Genomic DNA, 22,235 nt, shown 5'->3' with positions numbered 1-22,235 from the left:
ACTGGTATCTTAATACAATTGAACAAGATAAAACCACAATTACAGCCCCTTATGTAGATATGATTTCGAAAAAAACTGCAATTACTATTGCCGCCCCGTTGAAGGATAACAATGGAATTGTGGGAGCATTTGGTTTGGATATTTTGATGGAAAACATTCAAATGATTATGGAAAATTATAACTTGGAAACCGAGGCAGATATGGATTTAATATATGATTCCGGGCTCATACTATATAATGCAAAAGGAAGGGGATCTTTTCAACTAACCAATGAGTACATACAGGACATATTCCCTCCAGAACTAGTTGAAGAAATACTTTCAGGTAGAAGCGGTGTAGTACAATATTCGTATGAAGGGCAGGAAAAGTATTTAGCTTATTTCCCTGTGAAAGATACCAATATTATTGTGGTAACAGATATATTGCGTTCCAAGATACTGGCACCTATTCATAAATTTGTCTTAATGAACTTATGTATTTTAATTTTAATTATTCTGTTGTTATCTTTGGTTTTATTGATGTTGAGAAATCATTTTTCAACACCGCTCATAAAAATTTGTGATGAGATGAATCACTTTACACAAAACGGCTCTATTGTCTTGCCCCCTAAATATTTGGAAAGAAAAGATGAAATCGGTGTTTTATCAAATGGCATTGTATACATGCTGAATAAAATATCAAATTATATTTTAAAGTTGGAAGAAAAAAATCAGGATTTATTTGATGCAAAGGAAACCATAAATAAAGAAAGATTATTATTCAAAACAACAATTCATTCTCTGGGGGACGGAGTCATATCCACAGATCCATTTGGTAATATTCTAATTATGAATGATGTGGCAGAAAAATTGACAGGCTGGAGTATGCAAGATGCCCTAGGTATGCCCTTTGAAAGGGTATTTCGTATTATAGATGAAAATACCCGAGAAAAGTGTATCACTCCTATAAAAAATGTCACGGAAAACAAACAACAGAATATAACAGATGAAAATGTTTTACTGATAAAAAAGAATGGTGAAGAGATAGCTATTGAAGATTGCGCCTCTCCAATTTTGGATGATGGGGGAAATATTAAAGGCGTTGTTGTTGTGTTTAGAGATTATACGGATAAGAAAGAAAAACAGGCAAGAATATCTTATTTAAGTTCCCATGACCAATTAACAGGCCTATATAACAGGCACTTTTTTGAAAATGAAATAAACAGGTTAGAAAAAGAAGAAATTATTCCTTTATCTTTGGCACTCATTGACGTGAATGGGTTAAAGCTAATTAATGATGCATTTGGTCATCAGATGGGGGATCAGCTGCTACAGATTGTAACAAAAGCATTGGTAGATGTTTGCAGAAAGGATGACACCATTTGCCGTATTGGTGGAGATGAATTTGTTATATTGCTGCCAAAGACAGATATTCGCGAAACGGAGCATGTGATAAATAAAATTCATCATAAAATATCAGATCAAAGGCTTAAGAATACAATAATTTCTGTTTCTATTGGTTGTGCGACCAAAACCATTTTAGATCAAAAAATAATGGAAATTTATCTAAAAGCGGAAAAAAATATGTATCGACGTAAACTAGCAGAAAGTCAGCAAATGAAAGAAACTACCATACAGACTATTATACAAACAATCCATGAAAAGGACCCCAAGGAGAAGAGGCACTCTGAAAATGTAGGAGAAATGAGTAAAAGAATTGGTGAGGCTTTACAATTGAATCAGGAGCTTTTGCAGGAAATAGAAATGGCAGGTTTTTTGCACGATATTGGCATGATAGCCATTGACAGGGCAATTTTGGAAAAACAGGATAGATTAACGCCGTCAGAGTATGAAATCATTAAAAGACATTCTGAAGTTGGGTATCACATACTAAAGTCGGTGGACACATTTGCATATTTATCGGACTACATATTAGCACACCATGAGCGCTGGGATGGGAAAGGGTATCCAAGAGGTTTAAAAGGGAAAGAAATACCGTTGGCTTCAAGAATTATTATGGTTGCGGGTTCTTATGAAGCAATGACGTCTGAGCGTGTTTACAGATCGGCTTTGAGTAAGGAAGAAGCCGAGCAAGAACTGATACGTTGTTCCGGTACTCAGTTCGATCCTAACATTGTGCAGGTATTTTTGAACATTTTGCAAAGTAACGAAAGTAAATGATTCATGAATTTTAAAAGGCTGAAACTGGGTTATAAGTGAAAATTAAGTTCTCATATTTTTTTGCCGGAGCTAGAAAAGATTGGTATGCAAGGTGGATTTATAAACATTTATAGCTTTTTTGTGAACGGGACGAACATATGGGACAGGACAAACATAGTATATACTAAGAACGAAAGAAAGGCAGGAAAAAAGATAATAATAGCTATTTTCAATTGAATATGGAATAGCCAAATCCATGAGAAAGCAAAAACCTATAAGAAAACTCCTTTTTACCCTTTCGGGCAGACTGTAAACATATTCCGTTTGTAGCGATGAACAAGCGAGAATTGTTGAGTTGCACGAAAGGGTTATTATTTTTTCATAGGAATAGACCTAGATATTTGTATTAGATTATATATTGTTCTTAATAGTTGTAGGATGTATAAAAAGCTCTTAGAGTAATGTCTAAAATAAAAAGATTGACTTACAATAATTTGCAGCATATAATTATCGAAAAACAATAATTTTGCTTTGAAGGGAATGATGATTGCTATGAATCAAAAAGCTTTACATACTACGTTGTTAATATCAGCTTTACTATCTATACTTGGGGTTTTTTTAAAGTTTTCTGTTAGCAATGCATTTGGAAGCATTTTATGCTTTCCCCTGGCTCAAATTGGTATGGGGCTTAGGTGGTTGTCATTACAAGGTGGCTTGCAGAATGTAATTGCATTTATTTTTTACATTGCTTTATGCGTAGTTCCACTTTTCGTGAGGTGGTTGCTAAAAAAGAAAAAGAAAGATGAAGCTGCAGATGAGTTTTTAGTTGTGCTTTCCTTGCTACTATTTTATGTGATTTATATGATGATTAACCCAGGACTTATCCCCATGCCCACTGCAGCGGGTATAGAAAATTCAATGGCTCAAATTCTATTATGTGGCACGGTTTATTCAGTTTTGGTGGCATATTTGGTTTTGAGGTGGGTGAATGTTTTTTTCAATAGTAAAACAGAAAAGTTATACGGATATATGGTGGCTCTATTATGGTTTGCAGCGATACTTCTTACCATTTCAATATTTGGAGTGGGCCTCAATGATGCCTGCCTTGAAATGAAATCCATAAAGCTTAGTAATACAGGAAGCGAGGATGGATTAGGAATTACCTATTTTTTTACTGGTTTAAGATTTCTGATTGATAGTATCCCCAATTTTGTGAGCATACTCGTTATTTTTTCAGGTCTAAAATTCATTCGGGTATTTTCAACAGACCAATATTCGGTAGAAACCATTGGTGAATCAGAAAAGCTTTCACAGATATGCAAAATAGGGCTTACCCTTACGATGTCAAGCAATGTCGTTTTTAATATAGTACAGCTTTTTTTTATGCCTCTTTTGCGGAATATAAAAAGTTCAATAGAAGTACCATTATTTTCTATTATCTTTGTTTTAGGCACACTTATTTTTTCTAAAATGGTTATTTCAAACAAAACATTAAAAGATGACAACGATAGCATTATTTAAGGGGCGATAGCATGGCAATTACTGTACACCTTGAAAATATTTTGAAAGAACGAGGAATGACTTCTAAAGATTTGTGTGCTCTTGTAGGCATTACAGAAGCCAATTTGTCTATTTTGCGCAGTGGTAAGGCGAAAGGCGTGCGCTTTTCAACAATAAATAAAATATGTTGGCATCTGGGCTGCGACGTTGGGGATATACTGAAGTTTGATGGTAATTTGGGGGTGGATGAAGATGAATAAAAGAATTGGTTTAACAACTTTTGCATTACTGATTATGATTTTCCTTGCGGGATGCCAACTTGCAAGTGAAGATGGGGCAGAAAAAAGTGCAGATAAATTAATAGGTGCCTTTGTTACATCTGAGCATATTAATTTGTTTGATATGGAAGGCTTTCTCAATGATGATGGGAAAGTTTCGGGAGGAGAGATTTTAGTTGAAGGTAATCAACAAAAATATAATGGTCGATTGTATGCAACAAGGAAAGACACGGTAGAGACGACAGAAGAAGGAGGTAAATATACTAAAACTACATATGAATTCGATGGAATAGAGGGTACTAGGATGTTTTCTCCTACTGTATCAGAATCTCCCGATGATGAAAATTCATATGTTATGTCTAATAGCGACAATGGTGTTACTGATTTCAAAATAAATATGAAATATGGTGACTATGCAGAAGGAATGGAACTTGAGGGCAACATTTATGTTTCACCAAGTGGTCTGGAAAATGAAATATTTATTAATCCTGTTTATCAAAGTAAGGATGGTCAAGTTTACCTTGTTAGTAGTGTTAATGGTTACTGTTATTCAGCGGATGATATGGAAGATGGAAGTCTTTATACCCAAACAATAGCAGATAAAGTTACAGTGAATAATAATGGGAATAGTAAAGAATTTAGTACCTCTGTAAAAGTATCTATAGCTATCATGAAGCCTACAGCAAAAGTTGCAATAATTCAAATAGACAAAGATAATAAATTGCTTAAAAAAGAGGAATACAAACCTGGTGAGGTACCAAAAGAGCTCAATGCGGATTCTTCAACAGAATATATTATTGTAGAAAGTACAAAAACAATGAAATCTGGAGAAACTAAAGTGGAACGTACAATATTTTCAAAAAGCGATGATTCACTGTGGTATTTCTTATTAAATGATAACAGAGTATTCGTAAAAACTTATACGACAATTATATGGAATAAACTTGAAGATCAAGCAGAGTAAAATCAAGCTGGAAAATGAAATGAAAAGACGACTATAGGTACACCCCTTTATTTTAGTAGCAAGAAAAAAGTTTAAAGATTGGGTTAAAGTAAACTGTATTTACATTTACTGGATATATTTCTAAAAATTAGGATTTTTTGCAATATAAAATCATCGCCTATGCAATATAATTTACTATGAGAATAGTTAGGGTGATAGAATTGAATAGTAAAGTTGAAAATCTAGTTTTTGAGGGCGGAGGTATATTGGGAATATCGTATCTTGGGGTATTAGACTATCTATTTCGCAATGGTTTAATGGACGATGTTTCTCGGGTTGCTGGAACATCAGCTGGTGCAGTCACTGCATGTATCACTAGTTTTAATCTTCCTTTTGTAGAGACCCGAAAAATTTCCAACACCTTGGATTACAAGCAGGTTCCGTCAAAAGGAGAAATGGAGAATTTTGGATTTGTGCCGGAAGAAATAAATGAAAGGCTGGAAGGTTTTTTGGGGGATATGAGTTGCGTATATCGCTTAATAAACCGTTTCGGTTGGTACTCTACGGATTATTTTTATGGTTGGATGAAGGGTGTGATTGAGGAGCAGTTTGATCGTTCAAAAAAATCCCCACCCTATACTTTTGCTGATTTTAAAGATCCAACGCTCCATAAGGAGGGTAGGCCTTTTTTGGATTTATATGTGATTGGGACTGACATCTCGATGAAAACAACACAAGTATTTTCCTATGAAACAACCCCAAAAGTGGAGGTTGCCCAAGCAGTACGAATCTCCATGTCGGTACCGATTTTTTTTGAAGCTGTTTTTCGAGAAAAAACCAATACTCTGGGTAATTCCATAACAAATGTATTTTGTGACGGAGGGCTAATGCATAATTACCCTTTAAATATTTTTGACTATCCAATGTTCAGTGATAATCTTTACGAGGGCATAAATATGTCTACAATTGGTGTGCGATTTAAATTCAAGTATGGGCATACCCATATTGATAATCTTTGCCAATACATTGAAAACATTTCTCGAGCCTCAACATACATTCAACAGCAAATTTATGAAAGTAATCCTTTAAACAGAGAACGATCTATTACAATTGATACAAATGACGTTGAGGCCTTAAATTTTGACATTGAAGTAAATGATGTTACTTATCGATTTTTATATCGTCAAGGCTACGAAGCGGCAAGAGAATTTTTTAGTGATGGTAGATATGGAGCTGAAATTAATTAAAATTTGGTTACCCATGAATTGATATTGCAATGGGGCTACATTCATGTCCAAAGAATATGAAAAGGTACAAATAAAATTTATTATAATGATTGATATGGTTTTCAACCATAGTTAAGTAAAAGACGAATTTTGGTAAGGAAATAATACGCTTGTTTTTCACCCCTCCTTTATGGCATACTTATTACAAGTAATATTGGTGTTTCAATCCAATGAGATAGTTTCTAAGAAAGTAAAGACAAATGAAGAAAGGATCATTAAAATGGGTGAATTAGCTAAACTTGTAAATATTGGATCAGTGATTGAGGATCAGTTGAATTCTGTTGGAATAACAACGTATGATCAGTTAAAGGAGTTGGGTAGCAAAGAAGCCTGGTTAAAAATCAGGGCGAAGGACCCTTCAGCTTGCATGCACCGCTTATGTGCCTTGGAGGGTGCAATCCAAGGCGTTAAAAAAAGTTTGCTCTCTCAAGAGAGTAAGACAGATTTACAGGACTTTTACAGATTTTTTAATTCATAAACAATGTGGTGTATCACTAAATAATCGTTCAACAAAGCAAGTTTGGGATAAAAATATAAATTAGGAATGATTGAGAAACATGATTTTCCTAGATTAGAGTGGTTATCTGACTAGAAGGAGTTTGATACGCAAAGGCTTTGCCCCTTTGACAGACGGCTCTCTATGGTTTTAAAGTAGTAAAACAGCTGATAGTCGAGAAGCGTCTATCAGCTGTTTTTATTTGTTTTCAATTTTCAAAGATTCTTTTAGATCTGAATTTTCTTCAATCAGATCTTGTGCAGTGGTTTAGGGATGTCTTATCGTCCAATCCCCAAACTCCACACCTACAGGTGGGCGGGATAATTCACATTAATCCCAAGTTAAAACTCTATATCATTGAAGAAGGCCATCTAAATTGTTTTCTTGATTCAAAAAAATATTTCATAAACGACGTCGCAAAAAACAATAATTGGTAAGAAAAATCCGCCATATATAAATGACGGATAATGGAAAAGTCTTTGTTTTCTATAATTACTATACCATAAAAAGAGCAAAAATTCAAGTCTTGTACTTATTTTGCTTTGGGTGTATTAAGTATAAGAGGTGATTTAGAATGGAAGAAAAAAGCATGACAGCACTAGTAAGTGCATTCGCAAGAGCATACCACGTAGAAAATGACATAATCAAGATTTTTGATGACAGCATTGCTAGGTTACTCTTGCGTGACCAAGAATATTTTCAAATATCAAGGAGTATGGCTGAGGGGATAGGTTTTTTTAACCCCAAGTTTATGGGCTCTGGGGAGGAAGCATTAAGATGGATTGTAGATAACCAACTTTCTCCAACTCCCCTTGCTAGAGCAGTATTCGCCGAAAAGGCACTACAAGCGGCTGTATCCATTGGTGCAACTCAATATATCATTTTGGGAGCGGGTTATGATACGTTTGCATACCGTCAACCCATTTGGGCACGGGATATACAGATTTTCGAAGTAGACCTCCCTGCCACAGCAGAGGATAAGAGAATTCGCCTGGAAGAAAGGAAAATTGACCTGCCAGAAAACGTTCACTTCATTCATGCAGATTTTGCAAAAGAACTATGGCACCAAGAATTGATAAAATGTGCTGACTTCCAAGAAAACAAAATTAGTTTTTGCAGTCTGCTTGGCGTTGTATATTATCTATCGAAACAAGCATTTGAAAAATTCATCACGACTCTCAGCTTGGTTATTCCAGATGGAAGTTCACTTGTATTTGATTATCCCGTTGAACGAAGCTATTCAGACATTGATGACGAACCTTGGAATAAGCAGATTATGCTGGCAGAGTCTGCAAAAGAAAAGATGCTTGCAAGCTATTCGTATAAAGAAATGGAAAAGATTCTTTCGAAACATGGGTTTCTAATTTATGAACATTTAACCCCTGTGGAAATGACAGAACAATATTTTAAAAAATACAATCAAGGAAATCCGTCGCATCCTATAAAAGCATTTGAACAAGTGAATTATTGTCTTGCAGTAAGAAAATGAATATTCATCGAATCAAACTTAGTATATTGTGCTGAAATATTAATATAGAAAAATAGTTAAACAATTTATTTTAAAATAGGGCTTGCAAATAATTTTTAATCATTATATGCTTTCTTCAAGGATATCCTTTATACACTTAAAGGAGGAAATAGATGATATGAATAAAGAAAAAGCCAAAGAATTGGAAACGATAATGCAAAGAGATTATCAAAATATTGCAGGAATTGTAGTAGAGAAAAACGGAGTTAAATTATATGAAAGCTACTTGAATGGTTACTCAGCCCATGATGCTGTTCATGTAGCATCGGTAACAAAAAGTATCTTTTCTGTGCTGCTTGGCATTGCCATAGATCTAGGGTATATCGAAAACATAGAACAGAAGGTGTTAGATTTTTTTCCGGAGTTCCATATTCAGCCAGGGGAAAAGACGATACAACAGATTACGATAAAAAATTTGCTCACTATGACTGCTCCATATAAATATAAGGTAGAACCATACGAAATGTTTTTTGCAAGTCAAAATCCCCTTGAAGATGCACTAAATTTCTTAGGTGGAGGTAACCCCATTGGGGAATTCAATTATTCTGCAGTGGGGGGAACTCACATTTTATCGGGAATTCTGACGAAGGCAACAAGGCAGTCTCCTCTTGAATTTGGGCGGAAGTATTTATTTGAACCACTTGGGTTGAATGTAACCCAAAATGTGATTTTACACAATAAGGAAGAGCATATATCTATTATGAGCGATAAAAATACAAGGGGATGGGTTGTTGACCCACAAGGCAGAAATATGGCAAGCTGGGGTCTTTTTCTGACACCGTTGGAAATGGCCAAAATAGGTACTTTATATCAAAATGGTGGCATATGGAGGGACAGACAAATTATATCTTCAGAGTGGATTACTGAGAGCACAAGACAGCAAAGTCAATGTGCTGAGTGGGGCAATCTGGGGTATGGTTATCTTTGGTGGATTCTTGATAAAGATTCCTATGCCGCTTTGGGAGACGGCGGAAACGTAATTTATATCAATAGAAAGAAAAATCTGGTAATTTCTATTGCGTCCCTTTTTATGCCCAATGCGAAAGATAGGATTGAGTTAATCAAGAACTATATTGAGCCCATAATCGGAGACTCTAAGGACTGATATTTTAGGATTAATGGGGAAAAAGCAGATTACTAGATAAAAACAACCTTTCAAATGGAAAGGTTGTTTTTTTATGCAATGTCTGAGGCATTAGATAAAGTAGTTAGACAATGAATTTCATATTTCCAAGAGTAAATGGTTATGAAATCCTAGGAGCAAAAATTTGAAGGAGATTAAAATGATAAATGATTTAACAACGAAATGAAACAAAATGATCCACATACATAACTTTTACATATTTATTTATTACAATAAAATAAAAACTGGTAGGAGGAATGCAAAATGAAAATATGGAGCTATCTTAAACAAGTATTGAAAAAATATATTACCCAACTGGAAAAATCGAATCAAGAGGTTTTTGGTAACAGTAAGCCAGATTGCTGTAGCCTAAATCGACAGAAAGGGAAGCAAGGGCGGTTATAAGTTTGGCAAAACAAATAATGAGCGGAAATAGGAGGTCTTTTATGGAATCCTCTATAAAGGAGAGGCGGCTTCATATCGGAGGGATGACGTGTGTAAGCTGCCAGAATAAGATGGAAAAAACACTTCGTAGCACGGAAGGAATAAAATCTGCCCAGGTTAGTTATGTAAATGGTTTTGCAGATATTTGTTATGACGAAAGTACAATTGCCCTTGAGTATATCACCACTTTGATTCAAGGGCTGGACTATACTGTGTTGCCAAACAGAGAAGTTCAAAGCTTTCATAAGAAACAAGTGGTGGGAGTTTTGGTAATTATCCCTTCGCTATATTTACTTATGCAGCAATTTGGTATTCTAAATTTATTTACACCAAGTCAATTGGCAGATGTCAGCATGGGCCATGGCATGTTGTTTGTGATTGGACTTATGACTTCTGTGCATTGTGTGGCCATGTGCGGTGGAGTTAATTTATCTCAATGTGTTCCAGCCAATCAAACAAGTAACGGAAAAGGCGGTTTTATTTCTACGCTTAGACCGAGCCTTTTGTATAATTTGGGTCGGGTGCTTTCCTATACTACTGTTGGATTTGTTGTAGGTGGACTGGGTTCCCTGATTACCTTCTCTAATACCATGCAGGGTGTAATCAAATTAATTGCGGGTATTTTTATGATGATTATGGGATTGAATATGCTGGGGATTTTTCCATGGCTGCGTCGTTTTCAACCAAGGTTTCCCTTTCTATTTGCCCATTCCGTAGAAAATCAAAAAATTGCAAGGGGGCCGTTGTTTGTTGGTCTGCTAAATGGACTTATGCCTTGTGGTCCTCTTCAGGCGATGCAAATATATGCCTTATCAACAGGAAGCCCCTTTTCAGGTGCATTTTCTATGTTTATGTTTAGCTTGGGAACCGTGCCATTGATGTTTGGGCTAGGGGCACTAAGCTCATTCTTGGGGAAAAGGTTCACCAACAAAATTTTGACAGCAGGGGCAGTGCTGGTTGTTGTTTTGGGGATGTCTATGTTTTCTCAGGGATGGAGTTTATCTGGTTGGAAACTTCCTCAAATATTTCCCGGCAATCTAGCTGCTAAAGTGGATACCCCTGAAAGTAACGTGAAGGTTGAGAATGGTGTTCAGATTATTAATAGTACCCTAGCATCCGGTAGGTATCCTTCCATTACTGTAGAGAAGGGAATGCCTGTAAAATGGGTTATAGATGCGCCTGAGGGTAGTATCAATGGGTGTAACAATCGAATTTTTATCCCTGAGTACAACGTTGAATATCAATTTAAGGCTGGTGAAAATATCATTGAATTTATGCCAAGTAAAACAGGGGAATTCCCCTATAGCTGTTGGATGGGAATGATAAGAAGTTCTATCCGAGTTGTGGAAGGGAAATCTACTATTCCAATAGGGGATGAGTCTTTGGAACAGAGTGTTGTTCCTAATGGCCCAGTTCCAACAAATTATACAATACCCACGGAGGAAATGGGTCTTGGAGAAAAGGGTGATACCATTCAAAAAGTGACCATTGAACTGACTGATGATGGATTCAGGCCAGGGGTGATTGTTTTACAAAAGGATATGGAAACAGAATGGACCATTCATAATTCATCTTCGAAGGAAAGTAGCTCTAAGTTGTTGATTCCCTATTTTGCAGTACAGATTCCTTTGGATACTGCCGAGAACCTTCTTAACATGTATCCTACGGATGACTTTTCTTTTTCAAATGGTGACAGCAGCTTTTTTGGATATGTAAAGGTAGTAGAGGACAGTTCAAACATCAACATAGATGCCATCAAGAAGGAAGTGAGCAATTTTCAGCCCATGATTTGGCCTTCTGAAACCTTTGCATCAAGGGGAGGTGCACCCAGTTGTCATTAATGTCAGCCATGAACAATCTGATTTTTCACCATTTTATGTAGGAGAAAGCTTTTTTTAAGAGTGATTCTTTCCTTTCGTATAATAAAACCAACAGACTACGCTTTAGCGAAGGCTGCATTTATTTAAGTCAATAAGTGAATTTAAACACTTTGAAGGGAGTCATAATATATGGGATTTTTAATAAGCCATTGGCATTGCATTCTTCCCATCATGGGAGTTGTCATTGGAATTTTGTTATTAAAAGACAAAGGTGAAGGCCAAAATGAAAAAGAAAACAAGAATATATAAATAAAATCAGGAGGATTTATTATGAAAAAAAACAGTAACTTAATGAATGCTAAAAAAGGCGAAGCAGATACAAAAAAGAAAATATCTCTTAAGAGAGTATCAATTTTTATTACGTTATTGGTTGTTACCACAGTTGTGTCTGCATGTGGCAGCAAGGAGACGGCTGAAGTGCCGAAATCCACAGCGGATAATACTTCGGCCGCTGTTTTAGCCGATCAGGACATTGTAATACCAATCAGTGAAGTATCCGAGACAGCAAAATTCTATCCCGTTGATGTGGATGGAACACGAATGGAAGTAGTTGCCGTAAAAGCATCAGATGGTTCCATTCGAACAGCTTTTAATACCTGTCAGGTTTGTTACGATTCAGGGAAAGGATATTATGAACAGCAGGGGAATTTATTGGTCTGTCAGAACTGCGGTAACCAATTCTCCATGGACCGGGTAGAAATTGAAGCAGGTGGATGTAATCCATGGCCTATTTTCGATGAAAATAAGACCGTGACAGAAGATTCCATCACGATCTCCTATGATTTTCTCAAAGAATCCAAAGAGATTTTTGCAAATTGGAAAGGCTCTTATTAATCATTTGCTGACATATGCATCTTCATAGAGCAATTGATTTCTCGACCACTTTTCTTCAAATAATCTTCTCCCCAGCTATACATAGCCTCCAAAATGGGTCGCATGCTGATTCCTAATTCGGTCAGACTATAATCTACCCTTGGAGGTACCACGGGATATACTTTTCGCACAATGAGTTTGGCATCCTCTAATTCTCGTAGTTGTTGGGTAAGCATTTTAGGGGTTGCTTGGGGAATTAATCTGCTGAGTTCTCCGAATCTTAATGTGGAGTCAATTAGATGCCACAAAATAAGTGACTTATATTTTCCGCCGATGATGTCTATTGTTGTTCCCACGGGACAGTTGATTTGGCTAGCATTACATTTCATTTTGTTTCCCTCCAATACTATCTTTTTGGGTAGTATGTCACAATTAAGTGCGTACTTGATAAATCTGCAATAACTGTCATAATAATATCATCAGATTGCATCTCGGTCAAGGATGACATAATATGAAAATTAGGTTTACGCATGGTCTTCATAACAAACGGGCAAAATAATAAAGATTGGTAATTTTTTGAGCGAGTGAAGGTTCTGGGCAAAAAAATCCGCAGAGCGTGCATATATTTTGAAAAGATTATCTTAAAATTGAAGGGTTCGACCATGCATGAACGATTCAATTTTGGAAAGGAGTAAATATGAATAGTCAAGTACTTAACATAAGAGGGATGACCTGCGCTGCTTGTGCGCAAAGAATTGAAAGAACAGTTCGGAAGTTATCGGGAATAGAGGAGGCATCCGTAAACCTTGCCAGTGAAAAGCTGTTTGTGGAATATGATGAAAATGCCCTTTCTCTTACTACAATTAAAGAGGCTGTGAAAAAAATTGGGTATGAGGTAGAAGAAAAGGCCAATAGCAGTGTAACTATTCCCATTGGTGGCATGACCTGCGCCGTTTGCGCTCAGCGTGTGGAAAAGGCTATGAAGAAGCTGGATGGAGTGACAAGTGCTTCCGTTAATTTTGCTTCGGAAAAGGCAACGGTGGTTTATGAGCCTCAAACGGTTCGATTGTCCGCGATTCGTCAGGCAATCCAAAAAGCGGGATACGAAGCCTTAGAAATAAATAAAGAGGACGCCGTAGATGAAGATAGACAAAGAAAGCAAAAAGAAATAAAAATTCTTCAAACAAAGCTTATTGTATCTGCTTTATTTTCCGTTCCGCTTTTATACATTGCCATGGTTCCTATGATTACCATTGTTCATTTACCCTTTCCTGGGGCCATTGATCCAATGGGATTCCCTTTGCTTTATGCATTGGTGGAACTGTTATTGGTAGCCCCTGTCATTGGTGTGGGCTATAAGTTCTATACTATAGGCTACAAATCTTTATTTCAGCGCAGTCCAAATATGGATTCTTTGATTGCCATAGGAACCACTGCCGCTGTGCTATACAGCCTTTATAACACATGGTTGATTGCCAACGGAAACTTTGGAGCAGTGGAACATCTTTATTATGAATCAGCAGGTGTAATTATCACCTTGATTCTCCTGGGAAAGACCCTTGAGGCGATTTCAAAAGGACGTACTGGTGAGGCGATTAAAAAGCTCATGGGGCTTGCCCCGAAAACTGCTATGATAATAGAAGATGGGAAAGAAAAAGAAATTTCTATTGATGAGGTGGAAATTGGCGATATTATAGTTGTAAAACCCGGTGGAAAAATTCCCGTTGATGGTTCGGTGATTGAAGGGCATACTGCCATTGATGAGTCTATGCTTACTGGTGAAAGCATGCCTGTTAATAAAAAGGCAGGTGACCCTGTTTATACAGCTTCACTAAACACCACCGGTACCATTCGCTTTCGTGCAGAGAAGATCGGCAGTGACACTGCTTTGGCTCAGATCATTAAGTTGGTTGAGGATGCACAAGGCTCCAAGGCACCTATTGCCCAAATGGCAGACATCGTATCTGGATATTTTGTACCTGTGGTATGTGTTATAGCAGTTTTGGCGGGAATAGCGTGGTATATTGGCACTGGCAATATAGAACTTGCCCTCACCATCTTTACTGCGGTTCTGGTGATTGCCTGCCCTTGTGCTTTAGGCTTGGCAACGCCAACGGCGATTATGGTTGGTACGGGCAAAGGCGCGGAAAATGGCATTTTAATTAAAGGCGGAGAAGCCCTGGAAACGGCTCATAAGATAGATACGATTATTTTTGATAAAACAGGAACCATTACCGAAGGCAAGCCTACTGTAACAGATGTACTTACAGTAGAAGGTGTTGAAAAAAACCAGCTGTTACAAATTACTGCTTCAGCAGAAAAAGGCTCGGAACACCCACTGGGGCAGGCCATTGTTCGTGGGGCAGAGGATATGGGATTACAAATGCTTGCAATGGAACACTTTGAGTCCCTTACAGGCAGAGGCATTGAGGCAAAGATGGAAGGGAAAACTGTATTGGCAGGAAACCGCAAACTGATGGAAGAAAGAAATATTTCGCTAAGCCCTTTAGAAGAGGCAAGCGACAAGCTGGCGGAAGAAGGAAAAACACCTATGTATGTGGCTTTAGATGGTAAGCTTTCTGGTATTGTGGCAGTTGCCGATGTTGTGAAGCAAAGCAGTCGTGATGCTATTCGTGAACTGCATAACATGGGGATAGAAGTTGCCATGATTACGGGAGATAACAAGAAAACTGCATCTGCCATTGCCCGCCAGGTTGGCATCGATCAAGTTTTGGCTGAAGTGCTCCCGCAAGACAAATCCAACGAGGTGAAGAAGCTTCAAGGGCGCAAAGTTGCCATGGTTGGTGACGGCATTAATGACGCTCCGGCGTTGGCACAAGCTGACATTGGAATTGCTATTGGTTCGGGTACTGACGTTGCCATGGAATCTGCAGATATTGTCCTTATGCGTTCAGATTTAATGGATGTTCCTACTGCTATTCTTCTGAGCAAAAAAACCATTCGGAATATAAAGCAAAATTTATTTTGGGCATTTGGTTATAACGTAATCGGAATACCCATTGCGGCCGGCGTACTTCATCTTTTTGGCGGACCACTGCTGAACCCAATTTTTGCGGCAGCAGCAATGAGTCTAAGCTCTGTCTCTGTGCTTACCAATGCACTAAGACTTAAGAGATTTAAGGCAACAGTCAGAAAGGAAGGAGGGGGTTCAGCATGAAAAAAAATTCTCAGCTTATTTGGGGAATTATAATTGGCGCAGTAGTCCTTACCGCAATTTTGTTTGTTTTTCTTAGAGCTGCGGGCGGTAGCATTGATGTTGTGGGAACAGGCTCCACCGCTTCTTTTGAAAAGCTACTCACCGCATCCGACGATAGAGTGAGGATTGATGTGAAAAATGTAGGTTGGTCTCTGGAAGCGCCAGATGGTTCAGCAAGGTTTGTCTGGAGTGGTGATTACAGTAAAAGTCCTCTTTACGATATTATGTTGGAGGTAGATGAAGGGCCTTTTATTCAGGCGGGGTTGGATGTGTCAAAACTGCCGGAATATTATAAGTCATCTGAAGGAATGCTTACAGTGGGGGTAAAACTTGGCAATAACAATCTTTCCTATGATGGTGATCCTACTCCACTGATGGCTTATGAGCAAATAGTAGATAAATATAGAGAAACTCTGGGTTATCATATGGCACTGGATCACTATAACGTGAGTCTTGGCAATGGAAATATGTTTGAATGGGCTAAGGATATGCAGTTAAACAGTGTTACAAAGGCGGGACAGGACAAAGATATTGTGTTTGTCCTGAATCCGGAACCTCTGATTGCCGCCGGTGTTGATCCGAAAAAAGTAGAGGGTTGGATTTATACAACGGTTAATGTTGATATGAGCGGAAAAGCCCAAGATGTTTATAAATTCCTAAAACCCTTTGATTTAGAGTGATTGGAAGGCAAATTTAAATGTCAGAAAATCGTCCCTACATTGGACGTTATATAAAACTATAAAAATATTTACATGATTGATGGGAGGAACTACAAATGGAAGAAACAACATTGAAAGTCGAAGGAATGTCTTGCGAACACTGTGTGAAAGCTGTTCAAACAGCCGTTGGAGCTCTGCCGGGAATAGAGAATGTCTCTGTAGATTTAAAAAGCAAGACCGTGGCAGTGAAATATGATCCAGCCCAAAGTACGCTGGATGCGATCAAAGCAGAAATTGACGATCAGGGATATGATGTGATTGGCTGATTACAAGGGGGGGATACGCTGATATAGCGTCCCCCCTTTGCGTTTTGAGATGGAGGTGATGGGTTTTGCGCAGCGAAAATAAAAGTATACTGGTTGTGGATGATGAGCCAAAAATATTGGAGGTTGTATCTGCATTAATGATTAGCAAAGGCTTCCGCGTTTTTCCTGCTGATAATGGTGAAGACGCACTAGATATATTCAATCGTCAAAATATATCATTGGTAATCCTAGATTTGATGATGCCAGATCTCACTGGTGAAGAAGTATGTGTGCAAATTCGAAAAAAGTCCCGTGTACCTATTATTATGCTCACAGCCAAGGTTGAGGAAGAAGATGTGGTACAAGGGTTGGAGTTTGGTGCTGATGATTATATTACGAAGCCCTTTGGCTTAAAGGAGCTCTATGCCAGGGTGGAAGCACTGCTGCGTAGATCGAGAGATGATTTGATTCCATTGACGTTACGCAATTCATGGAACAATGGAGATTTGGTGGTGGATTTTGAGAAGGGCATTCTTTTGAAAAAGGATATTGCCACTGTTCTTACACCAACGGAAATGAAAATTTTATCCGCATTGTTGAAATATCCTGGTAAGGTTTTTACTAGAGAGGAATTAATTATCATTGCTTTAGGAGATGATTTTGATGGCTACGATCGGGCAATTGACAGCCATATAAAAAATATACGCCAGAAGATTGAAGATGACCCCAAAAACCCTGTATATATACTAACTGTTCATGGATTGGGATATAAGTTTGGAGGGGAATAATTTGGGGAAAAGTCTGCGTTCTCAGATTTCTTTATATATTATGACCATCGTTTTGGTGGTGGTGGCTCTTGTCAGTTTTCTTGCAAATGCCGCAGTCAATCGGCAGTTTGAGGCGTACATGATTAATCAGGAACGCGGGCGAAGAGAAAAAATAATAAATGATTTAGAAAATCTATATAATGCAATGACGCGAAGCTGGGATTTAGATTATATACATGCTATAGGCATGTATTCATTATATGATGGTTATGTTTTGACAGTGTACGACACCGATGGAAAGATGATCTGGGATGCAGCAAGTCACGATATGGCTCTTTGCAAGCAGATAATGGGTGACATCACAGAACGTATGAGTCAAAGAAACAATAATGGATTTACCACATACTCTTATGATTTGATGCAGGGTGACCGGAGGGTTGGAACTGCTTCTATCCAATCTTATGGGCCTTATTTTTTGAAAGAAAACGAGTTCCAATTTGTCAATGACTTATCTGAAGCTTTCCTGGTCATTGGTCTACTTTCTTGCGTTGTCTCCATCTTGACCGGAACGATTTTGGCTCATAGAATTGCTCGCCCAATTACCAAAACCGCTGAAATTGCCCAACAGATATCCAATGGTGACTATAATATAAGACTGGAAAATGAGACAAATACAAGGGAATTGAATATGCTACTTTCCTCTATCAGTCACATGGCAGATTCTCTTAGCAGGCAGGAGCAGCATCGGAAACAGCTTACTGCCGATGTTGCTCACGAGCTTCGTACGCCCCTTACCGCACTTCGTTCTCATCTAGAAGCTATGGCGGAGGGGCTTTGGGAGCCCACTGCTGAAAGATTGAATGGCTGTGTGGAGGAGGTGAAGCGGCTGAGTAGTTTGGTGGTTGATTTGGATGGACTGGCAAAATTGGAGCAGGATATTTTTCAGTTGAAAAAGACAGAATCAAATTTACTTGAAATTGTACAAAATGTTAGTAGGAATTTTGAAAAAGAGGCTGATAATAAACAGATAAGGATTCTTGTAGAAGGGGCTCCTTCAAGTATTCTTTTGGATAAAGATAGAATTGTTCAGGTGATAACCAATTTGTTATCCAATGCGATTAAATATACACCGGAAGGGGGACAAATCAAGGTTCAAGTAAAGGATGAAGTCACAAGAGGGATAGTAATGATAGAAGATAACGGAATTGGCATTCCTCAAAAAGACTTACCCTATATTTTTGAAAGGTTTTATCGCACAGACCAATCCCGCAATCGGAAAACTGGGGGTGCAGGAATTGGATTGACAATAGCTAAGTCTATTATTGAAGCCCACAAAGGGAAAATTACGGTGGATAGTAATGAGGGGGCAGGAAGTAAATTCACAGTACTGATACCGAAATAATTTTCTCAAAATTGTGGTGATTTTATCTAGTAGTTGGTTTCATCTGATTAGAAAAAATTGTTTTTGTATTGCCCGTAGAGATTCTGATAAGGTTTTGTAAAGTGAACGGTAACTTTGATAGAGTATAATAGTGTTTATAAAAAGGACATCAGCATATAAGCTTCTGGTGTCTTTTTTTGATTGTATCCCAGAAAAATAGTTGCCCAAGGATAAAGAATGCTTATCAGTTACAAATTTTTAAAAAACATATGTGGGAAATTATGTGGGTAACAAAGGAATAGATTCTTAGAGCAAGTACAATATTGGATATGAGAAAAAGGCATAATACCAAGGAAAATGAAGCTTTGACTTGTATGAGGATGATAGTAAAAGGGGAATAACGACTTGGTTATAAAATTGCCTGAATTAGGATATTCTCCAAGCAGAGACGGATTTTGAAGTTTTTTGGAGTTTTTTTTGTTATTGAAAATGCGTGTCTCAATTTGCAGCATAAGTTTGTATCATTTATTCACAAATTTTCACCTCTATTTAAAGGCAAAAACTATATATAACTAATAAAAAAGTAGGATTTATAAGACATATTGATAAAATATTGGCTTTTTGGCATGATAGTTGCTTTAATATTATGTGAAGAGATAAGCAAAGTAGAAAAGAAAATATGTATTCATATTTTCGTTATCATTTGTCTAACGTGTTTTGTTAAAAACAATAAGAGACGAGGCAAATTGACTATGAGGAGTATCCAGAGTAGCAAACCTAAAAAACCTAGAAAAACAGCTAAACAAGAGGATTTTTCACTTTCTGTTATTTTTGTGTGAACAATTGTTGCATTTGCTCTTCTATATTTTAAAAGAATGTGCTACGATAAAACACAAAAGATATTTGTATAAAAACAGAGAAAAAAGTCTAAAAATGGAGACGTTGTCGCAAAATGGAGAATTAAATCTCCAAACGGAAACAATCTTGCATGTTGAGATTCATAATTACGTTTTGAACAAGGCATACTATCGATGGAAAGTAGTCAATTATTTTATTGCAGATTTATATGAAAACACGATTCAATTTCATGGAAAGGAAGAACTTTTATGGAAACCAATCATAACAGATATAAGTACATATTTGACGAAATACTTAGTCTCTCGGATGATGGATTTATTGTGGTTGACACGAAGGGCATGATTACTGATATTAATGATCAGTATTGTAAGTATCTGAAAACCACAAAGGAAGAAGCAGTAGGAAGATGCATCAAAGAAATAATACCAAACACGAAAATGCTTGATATTATCAAGAATGCATATAAAGAAGAGGGGGCGATTTTGCGGCTTCAGGAACAAAGAGATGATGTGGAGGATGCAACTTTTTTGGTAAACCGTTCTTGTGTTTACGATGATAACAAAAAAGTTATTGCTGGGGTTGCCCAAGTAAAATTCAGACTTCAGACCTTGGATTCTGCCCAGAAGTTAATTCAAGAGTATGCAGAATTTGAATTTTACAAAGAAGAATATCGTAAAAAAAATACAGCAGGATATTGCTCTTTTGATACGGTGTTGGGAGAAAGCCAAAAGTTCAGAGAATTGAAGAAGCGTGGTATAAAAGCCGCGAGAACATCATTTTCGGTGCTTCTTACCGGGGAAACAGGAACCGGTAAGGAGGTATTTGCCACAGCGATTCATTATAGCAGTGACCGTAGAGAAAAACCCATGGTTAGCATAAACTGCGCGGCTATCCCTGCAGAGCTTCTTGAAAGTGAGCTCTTTGGATATGAGGAAGGTGCCTTTACTGGAGCCAAGAAGGGTGGAAAGAAAGGGAAATTTGAACTTGCCAACAAAGGGACATTGTTTCTCGATGAAATTGGTGATATGCCATTAGGTATGCAAGCAAAGCTCTTAAGAGTTTTGCAGGAACGGGAAGTTGAAAAAATAGGAAGTTACAAACCGGTTCCCGTTGATGTACGAATTATTGCGGCTACCAGAAAAAACCTTTATGAAATGATGCAAAACGGCGAATTCCGAGAAGATTTATATTACAGATTAAATGTAATTAATATCGAGATGATTCCCCTTAGGGAGCGTCGGGAAGATATCCTAGAGTTGGCAAATCATTTTCTAAAGCGTCTGAATAATGATTATAAGACTACAATTTCTATTTCAAAAGAAGTGAAGGAGTGTTTTAAGAATTACTCATGGCCGGGCAATGTTAGAGAACTGGATAATGTGATAAAAAGTGCATACGCTGCATGTGAAAATTTCACCATTCAACTTTCAGATTTACCCAGTAAAATGGTATCAAGACATCGCTTTGGTTCTTTTGAAGAAAGCGATGGCAAAAAGCTAAGTCAGATGATGGATGAGTATGAAAAGAATTTGATTACAGAGGCGTTAGTAAGTAATGAATGGAACTGCCAAAGTGCTGCAGAAGAGCTTGGTATTCACCGCAGTGCAATTTACAAAAAGATTACGAAATATGAAATAAAGCAATTCACAAGAAAAGCATCAGAGTAATCTCGGCTAACAAAATAACAAAAATTTACATTAAAATTATGCAGATTGACATGCCATAATTTTGGTGTTATTTTTGCACTCTTTTTCAAGATGTATGTAAAAAAATACAATATAATTAGCTGGAAATTATGCAACTTATACAAATTCCGTTCAATTTATATTAGTTTGCAAAAAGCTTTTTACAAAACCAGATTGCATAATTTACCAACGGGTTGAAAGGGAAAAAGAAAGACTTAGATGGCCTTTAATCTACTACTACAAAAGACAATCTTGCTTGAATACATGCATTTTAATGAAAGAAGCACCTGAATTTAGATAATTATTTATTTGGCTTACGCTTATAAGTGGAGCCACTGAAAAATGAAATGATTCGAGGTATAAAAATGAAAAAAATTAAGATTTACAGCGCAGAAGAGGCCGCTCTGCTCGTGAAAGACCAAGATACCATAAGTGTAAGTGGATTTGTGGCTTGCGGCTTGCCAGAAACATTAAACTCAGCTTTAGAGAAAAGATTTATTGAGACGGGTTCTCCTAAAAATTTGACACTGTTTTATGCCGCAGGTTTAGGAAACCGCGATGGCAGCGGAGCAGATCACTTTGCCCATGTGGGCATGACTAAAAGAGTAATCGGCGGTCATTGGAATTTAGCCCCCAAACTTGGTCAATTAGCGATTGAAAATAAAATCGAGGCATATAACTTTCCCCAAGGTACCCTTTGTCAGCTATATCGTGATATTGCGGCACATAAGGTGGGAACCTTAACCCATGTAGGCTTAAATACCTTTGTTGATCCTAGAAATCAAGGGGGAAAGCTGAACGATGTCACTACCGAGGATATGGTGAAATTGCTTGAAATTGACGGGAAGGAACAACTCCTCTACAAAGCAATTCCCATAAATATTTGCTTCATTCGGGGTACATATGCAGACGAATATGGAAACATTTCGTTAGA

19 protein-coding genes are annotated in these 22,235 nt (G+C 37.4%); 18 read left to right on the top strand and 1 reads right to left on the bottom strand.

The window, feature by feature from the left end:
* From RTK36_RS14135 to RTK36_RS14085, 11 genes are all read left to right on the top strand, one after another.
* On the top strand, positions 1-2,159 hold a 2,159-nt coding region (locus RTK36_RS14135), incomplete at its 5' end, for an HD domain-containing phosphohydrolase (RefSeq protein ID WP_312047886.1).
* Positions 2,160-2,690: 531 nt separating this feature from the next.
* Positions 2,691-3,659 (top strand): hypothetical protein, encoded by a 969-nt coding sequence (locus tag RTK36_RS14130; protein ID WP_312047885.1) that lies wholly within the window; start codon positions 2,691-2,693, stop codon positions 3,657-3,659.
* Between the two features lie 11 nt (positions 3,660-3,670).
* Positions 3,671-3,898 (top strand): helix-turn-helix domain-containing protein, encoded by a 228-nt coding sequence (locus tag RTK36_RS14125; protein ID WP_312047884.1) that lies wholly within the window; start codon positions 3,671-3,673, stop codon positions 3,896-3,898.
* Positions 3,891-4,880 (top strand): hypothetical protein, encoded by a 990-nt coding sequence (locus RTK36_RS14120; protein ID WP_312047883.1) that lies wholly within the window; start codon positions 3,891-3,893, stop codon positions 4,878-4,880. Before RTK36_RS14125 ends, RTK36_RS14120 begins: the two co-directional genes overlap by 8 nt.
* A 200-nt stretch (positions 4,881-5,080) precedes the next feature.
* On the top strand, positions 5,081-6,106 hold the full coding sequence (locus tag RTK36_RS14115) for a patatin-like phospholipase family protein (protein WP_312047882.1): 1,026 nt from the start codon (positions 5,081-5,083) through the stop codon (positions 6,104-6,106).
* 259 nt (positions 6,107-6,365) lie between these two features.
* Positions 6,366-6,623, top strand: a complete 258-nt coding sequence (locus RTK36_RS14110; RefSeq protein WP_312047881.1) for a TfoX/Sxy family protein — start codon at positions 6,366-6,368, stop codon at positions 6,621-6,623.
* 592 nt (positions 6,624-7,215) lie between these two features.
* On the top strand, positions 7,216-8,130 hold the full coding sequence (locus RTK36_RS14105; protein ID WP_312047880.1) for a class I SAM-dependent methyltransferase: 915 nt from the start codon (positions 7,216-7,218) through the stop codon (positions 8,128-8,130).
* A 157-nt stretch (positions 8,131-8,287) separates the two neighbouring features.
* Positions 8,288-9,274 (top strand): serine hydrolase domain-containing protein, encoded by a 987-nt coding sequence (locus RTK36_RS14100; RefSeq protein WP_312047879.1) that lies wholly within the window; start codon positions 8,288-8,290, stop codon positions 9,272-9,274.
* A gap of 282 nt (positions 9,275-9,556) precedes the next feature.
* Entirely contained in the window at positions 9,557-9,697 is a 141-nt protein-coding gene (locus RTK36_RS14095) for an LDCC motif putative metal-binding protein (RefSeq protein WP_312047878.1), read from the top strand.
* A gap of 41 nt (positions 9,698-9,738) precedes the next feature.
* Complete coding sequence (locus RTK36_RS14090; protein WP_312047877.1) at positions 9,739-11,577, top strand: sulfite exporter TauE/SafE family protein; 1,839 nt, start codon at positions 9,739-9,741, stop codon at positions 11,575-11,577.
* A gap of 309 nt (positions 11,578-11,886) precedes the next feature.
* Positions 11,887-12,450 (top strand): DUF2318 domain-containing protein, encoded by a 564-nt coding sequence (locus RTK36_RS14085; RefSeq protein ID WP_312047876.1) that lies wholly within the window; start codon positions 11,887-11,889, stop codon positions 12,448-12,450.
* On the opposite strand, the gene RTK36_RS14080 is transcribed toward RTK36_RS14085, so the two are convergent.
* Complete coding sequence (locus RTK36_RS14080) at positions 12,447-12,818, bottom strand: winged helix-turn-helix transcriptional regulator (RefSeq protein ID WP_312047875.1); 372 nt, start codon at positions 12,816-12,818, stop codon at positions 12,447-12,449. The two genes, RTK36_RS14085 and RTK36_RS14080, sit on opposite strands and share 4 nt — an antisense overlap.
* Positions 12,819-13,126: 308 nt before the next feature.
* Between RTK36_RS14080 and RTK36_RS14075 the strand changes: the two genes are divergently transcribed.
* From RTK36_RS14075 to RTK36_RS14045, 7 genes are all read left to right on the top strand, one after another.
* Positions 13,127-15,607, top strand: coding sequence for a heavy metal translocating P-type ATPase (locus RTK36_RS14075; protein ID WP_312047874.1), 2,481 nt, complete (start codon positions 13,127-13,129; stop codon positions 15,605-15,607).
* Complete coding sequence (locus RTK36_RS14070; protein ID WP_312047873.1) at positions 15,604-16,326, top strand: hypothetical protein; 723 nt, start codon at positions 15,604-15,606, stop codon at positions 16,324-16,326. The genes RTK36_RS14075 and RTK36_RS14070 overlap by 4 nt, the downstream gene beginning before the upstream one ends.
* 95 nt (positions 16,327-16,421) lie before the next feature.
* Positions 16,422-16,631, top strand: a complete 210-nt coding sequence (copZ, locus tag RTK36_RS14065; protein ID WP_312047872.1) for a copper chaperone CopZ — start codon at positions 16,422-16,424, stop codon at positions 16,629-16,631.
* Between the two features lie 65 nt (positions 16,632-16,696).
* Positions 16,697-17,398: a response regulator transcription factor gene (locus RTK36_RS14060; RefSeq protein ID WP_312047871.1), complete on the top strand. Its 702-nt coding sequence runs from the start codon at positions 16,697-16,699 to the stop codon at positions 17,396-17,398.
* Between the two features lies 1 nt (position 17,399).
* Complete coding sequence (locus RTK36_RS14055) at positions 17,400-18,779, top strand: sensor histidine kinase (protein ID WP_312047870.1); 1,380 nt, start codon at positions 17,400-17,402, stop codon at positions 18,777-18,779.
* Positions 18,780-19,864: 1,085 nt separating this feature from the next.
* Positions 19,865-21,283: a sigma-54 interaction domain-containing protein gene (locus RTK36_RS14050; RefSeq protein WP_312047869.1), complete on the top strand. Its 1,419-nt coding sequence runs from the start codon at positions 19,865-19,867 to the stop codon at positions 21,281-21,283.
* Positions 21,284-21,666: 383 nt separating this feature from the next.
* The coding region (locus tag RTK36_RS14045) for a CoA-transferase (RefSeq protein ID WP_312047868.1) at positions 21,667-22,235 on the top strand (569 nt) is incomplete at its 3' end.

The sequence above is a fragment of the Anaerotignum sp. genome (assembly GCF_031981185.1).
Lineage (GTDB): Bacteria > Bacillota > Clostridia > Lachnospirales > Anaerotignaceae > Chakrabartyella.
This window is presented reverse-complemented; position numbering and strand designations above follow the sequence as displayed.

What these genes read in the sequence shown, in the direction of transcription:
- RTK36_RS14080 (WP_312047875.1), bottom strand. Translation starts at nt 12,818, where the DNA reads ATGAAATGTAATGCTAGCCAAATCAACTGTCCCGTGGGAACAACAATA.
- RTK36_RS14100 (WP_312047879.1), top strand. Translation starts at nt 8,288, where the DNA reads ATGAATAAAGAAAAAGCCAAAGAATTGGAAACGATAATGCAAAGAGAT.
- RTK36_RS14130 (WP_312047885.1), top strand. Translation starts at nt 2,691, where the DNA reads ATGAATCAAAAAGCTTTACATACTACGTTGTTAATATCAGCTTTACTA.
- RTK36_RS14120 (WP_312047883.1), top strand. Translation starts at nt 3,891, where the DNA reads ATGAATAAAAGAATTGGTTTAACAACTTTTGCATTACTGATTATGATT.
- RTK36_RS14090 (WP_312047877.1), top strand. Translation starts at nt 9,739, where the DNA reads ATGGAATCCTCTATAAAGGAGAGGCGGCTTCATATCGGAGGGATGACG.
- RTK36_RS14075 (WP_312047874.1), top strand. Translation starts at nt 13,127, where the DNA reads ATGAATAGTCAAGTACTTAACATAAGAGGGATGACCTGCGCTGCTTGT.
- RTK36_RS14125 (WP_312047884.1), top strand. Translation starts at nt 3,671, where the DNA reads ATGGCAATTACTGTACACCTTGAAAATATTTTGAAAGAACGAGGAATG.
- RTK36_RS14050 (WP_312047869.1), top strand. Translation starts at nt 19,865, where the DNA reads ATGGAAACCAATCATAACAGATATAAGTACATATTTGACGAAATACTT.
- RTK36_RS14110 (WP_312047881.1), top strand. Translation starts at nt 6,366, where the DNA reads ATGGGTGAATTAGCTAAACTTGTAAATATTGGATCAGTGATTGAGGAT.
- RTK36_RS14095 (WP_312047878.1), top strand. Translation starts at nt 9,557, where the DNA reads ATGAAAATATGGAGCTATCTTAAACAAGTATTGAAAAAATATATTACC.
- RTK36_RS14070 (WP_312047873.1), top strand. Translation starts at nt 15,604, where the DNA reads ATGAAAAAAAATTCTCAGCTTATTTGGGGAATTATAATTGGCGCAGTA.
- RTK36_RS14085 (WP_312047876.1), top strand. Translation starts at nt 11,887, where the DNA reads ATGAAAAAAAACAGTAACTTAATGAATGCTAAAAAAGGCGAAGCAGAT.
- RTK36_RS14105 (WP_312047880.1), top strand. Translation starts at nt 7,216, where the DNA reads ATGGAAGAAAAAAGCATGACAGCACTAGTAAGTGCATTCGCAAGAGCA.
- copZ (WP_312047872.1), top strand. Translation starts at nt 16,422, where the DNA reads ATGGAAGAAACAACATTGAAAGTCGAAGGAATGTCTTGCGAACACTGT.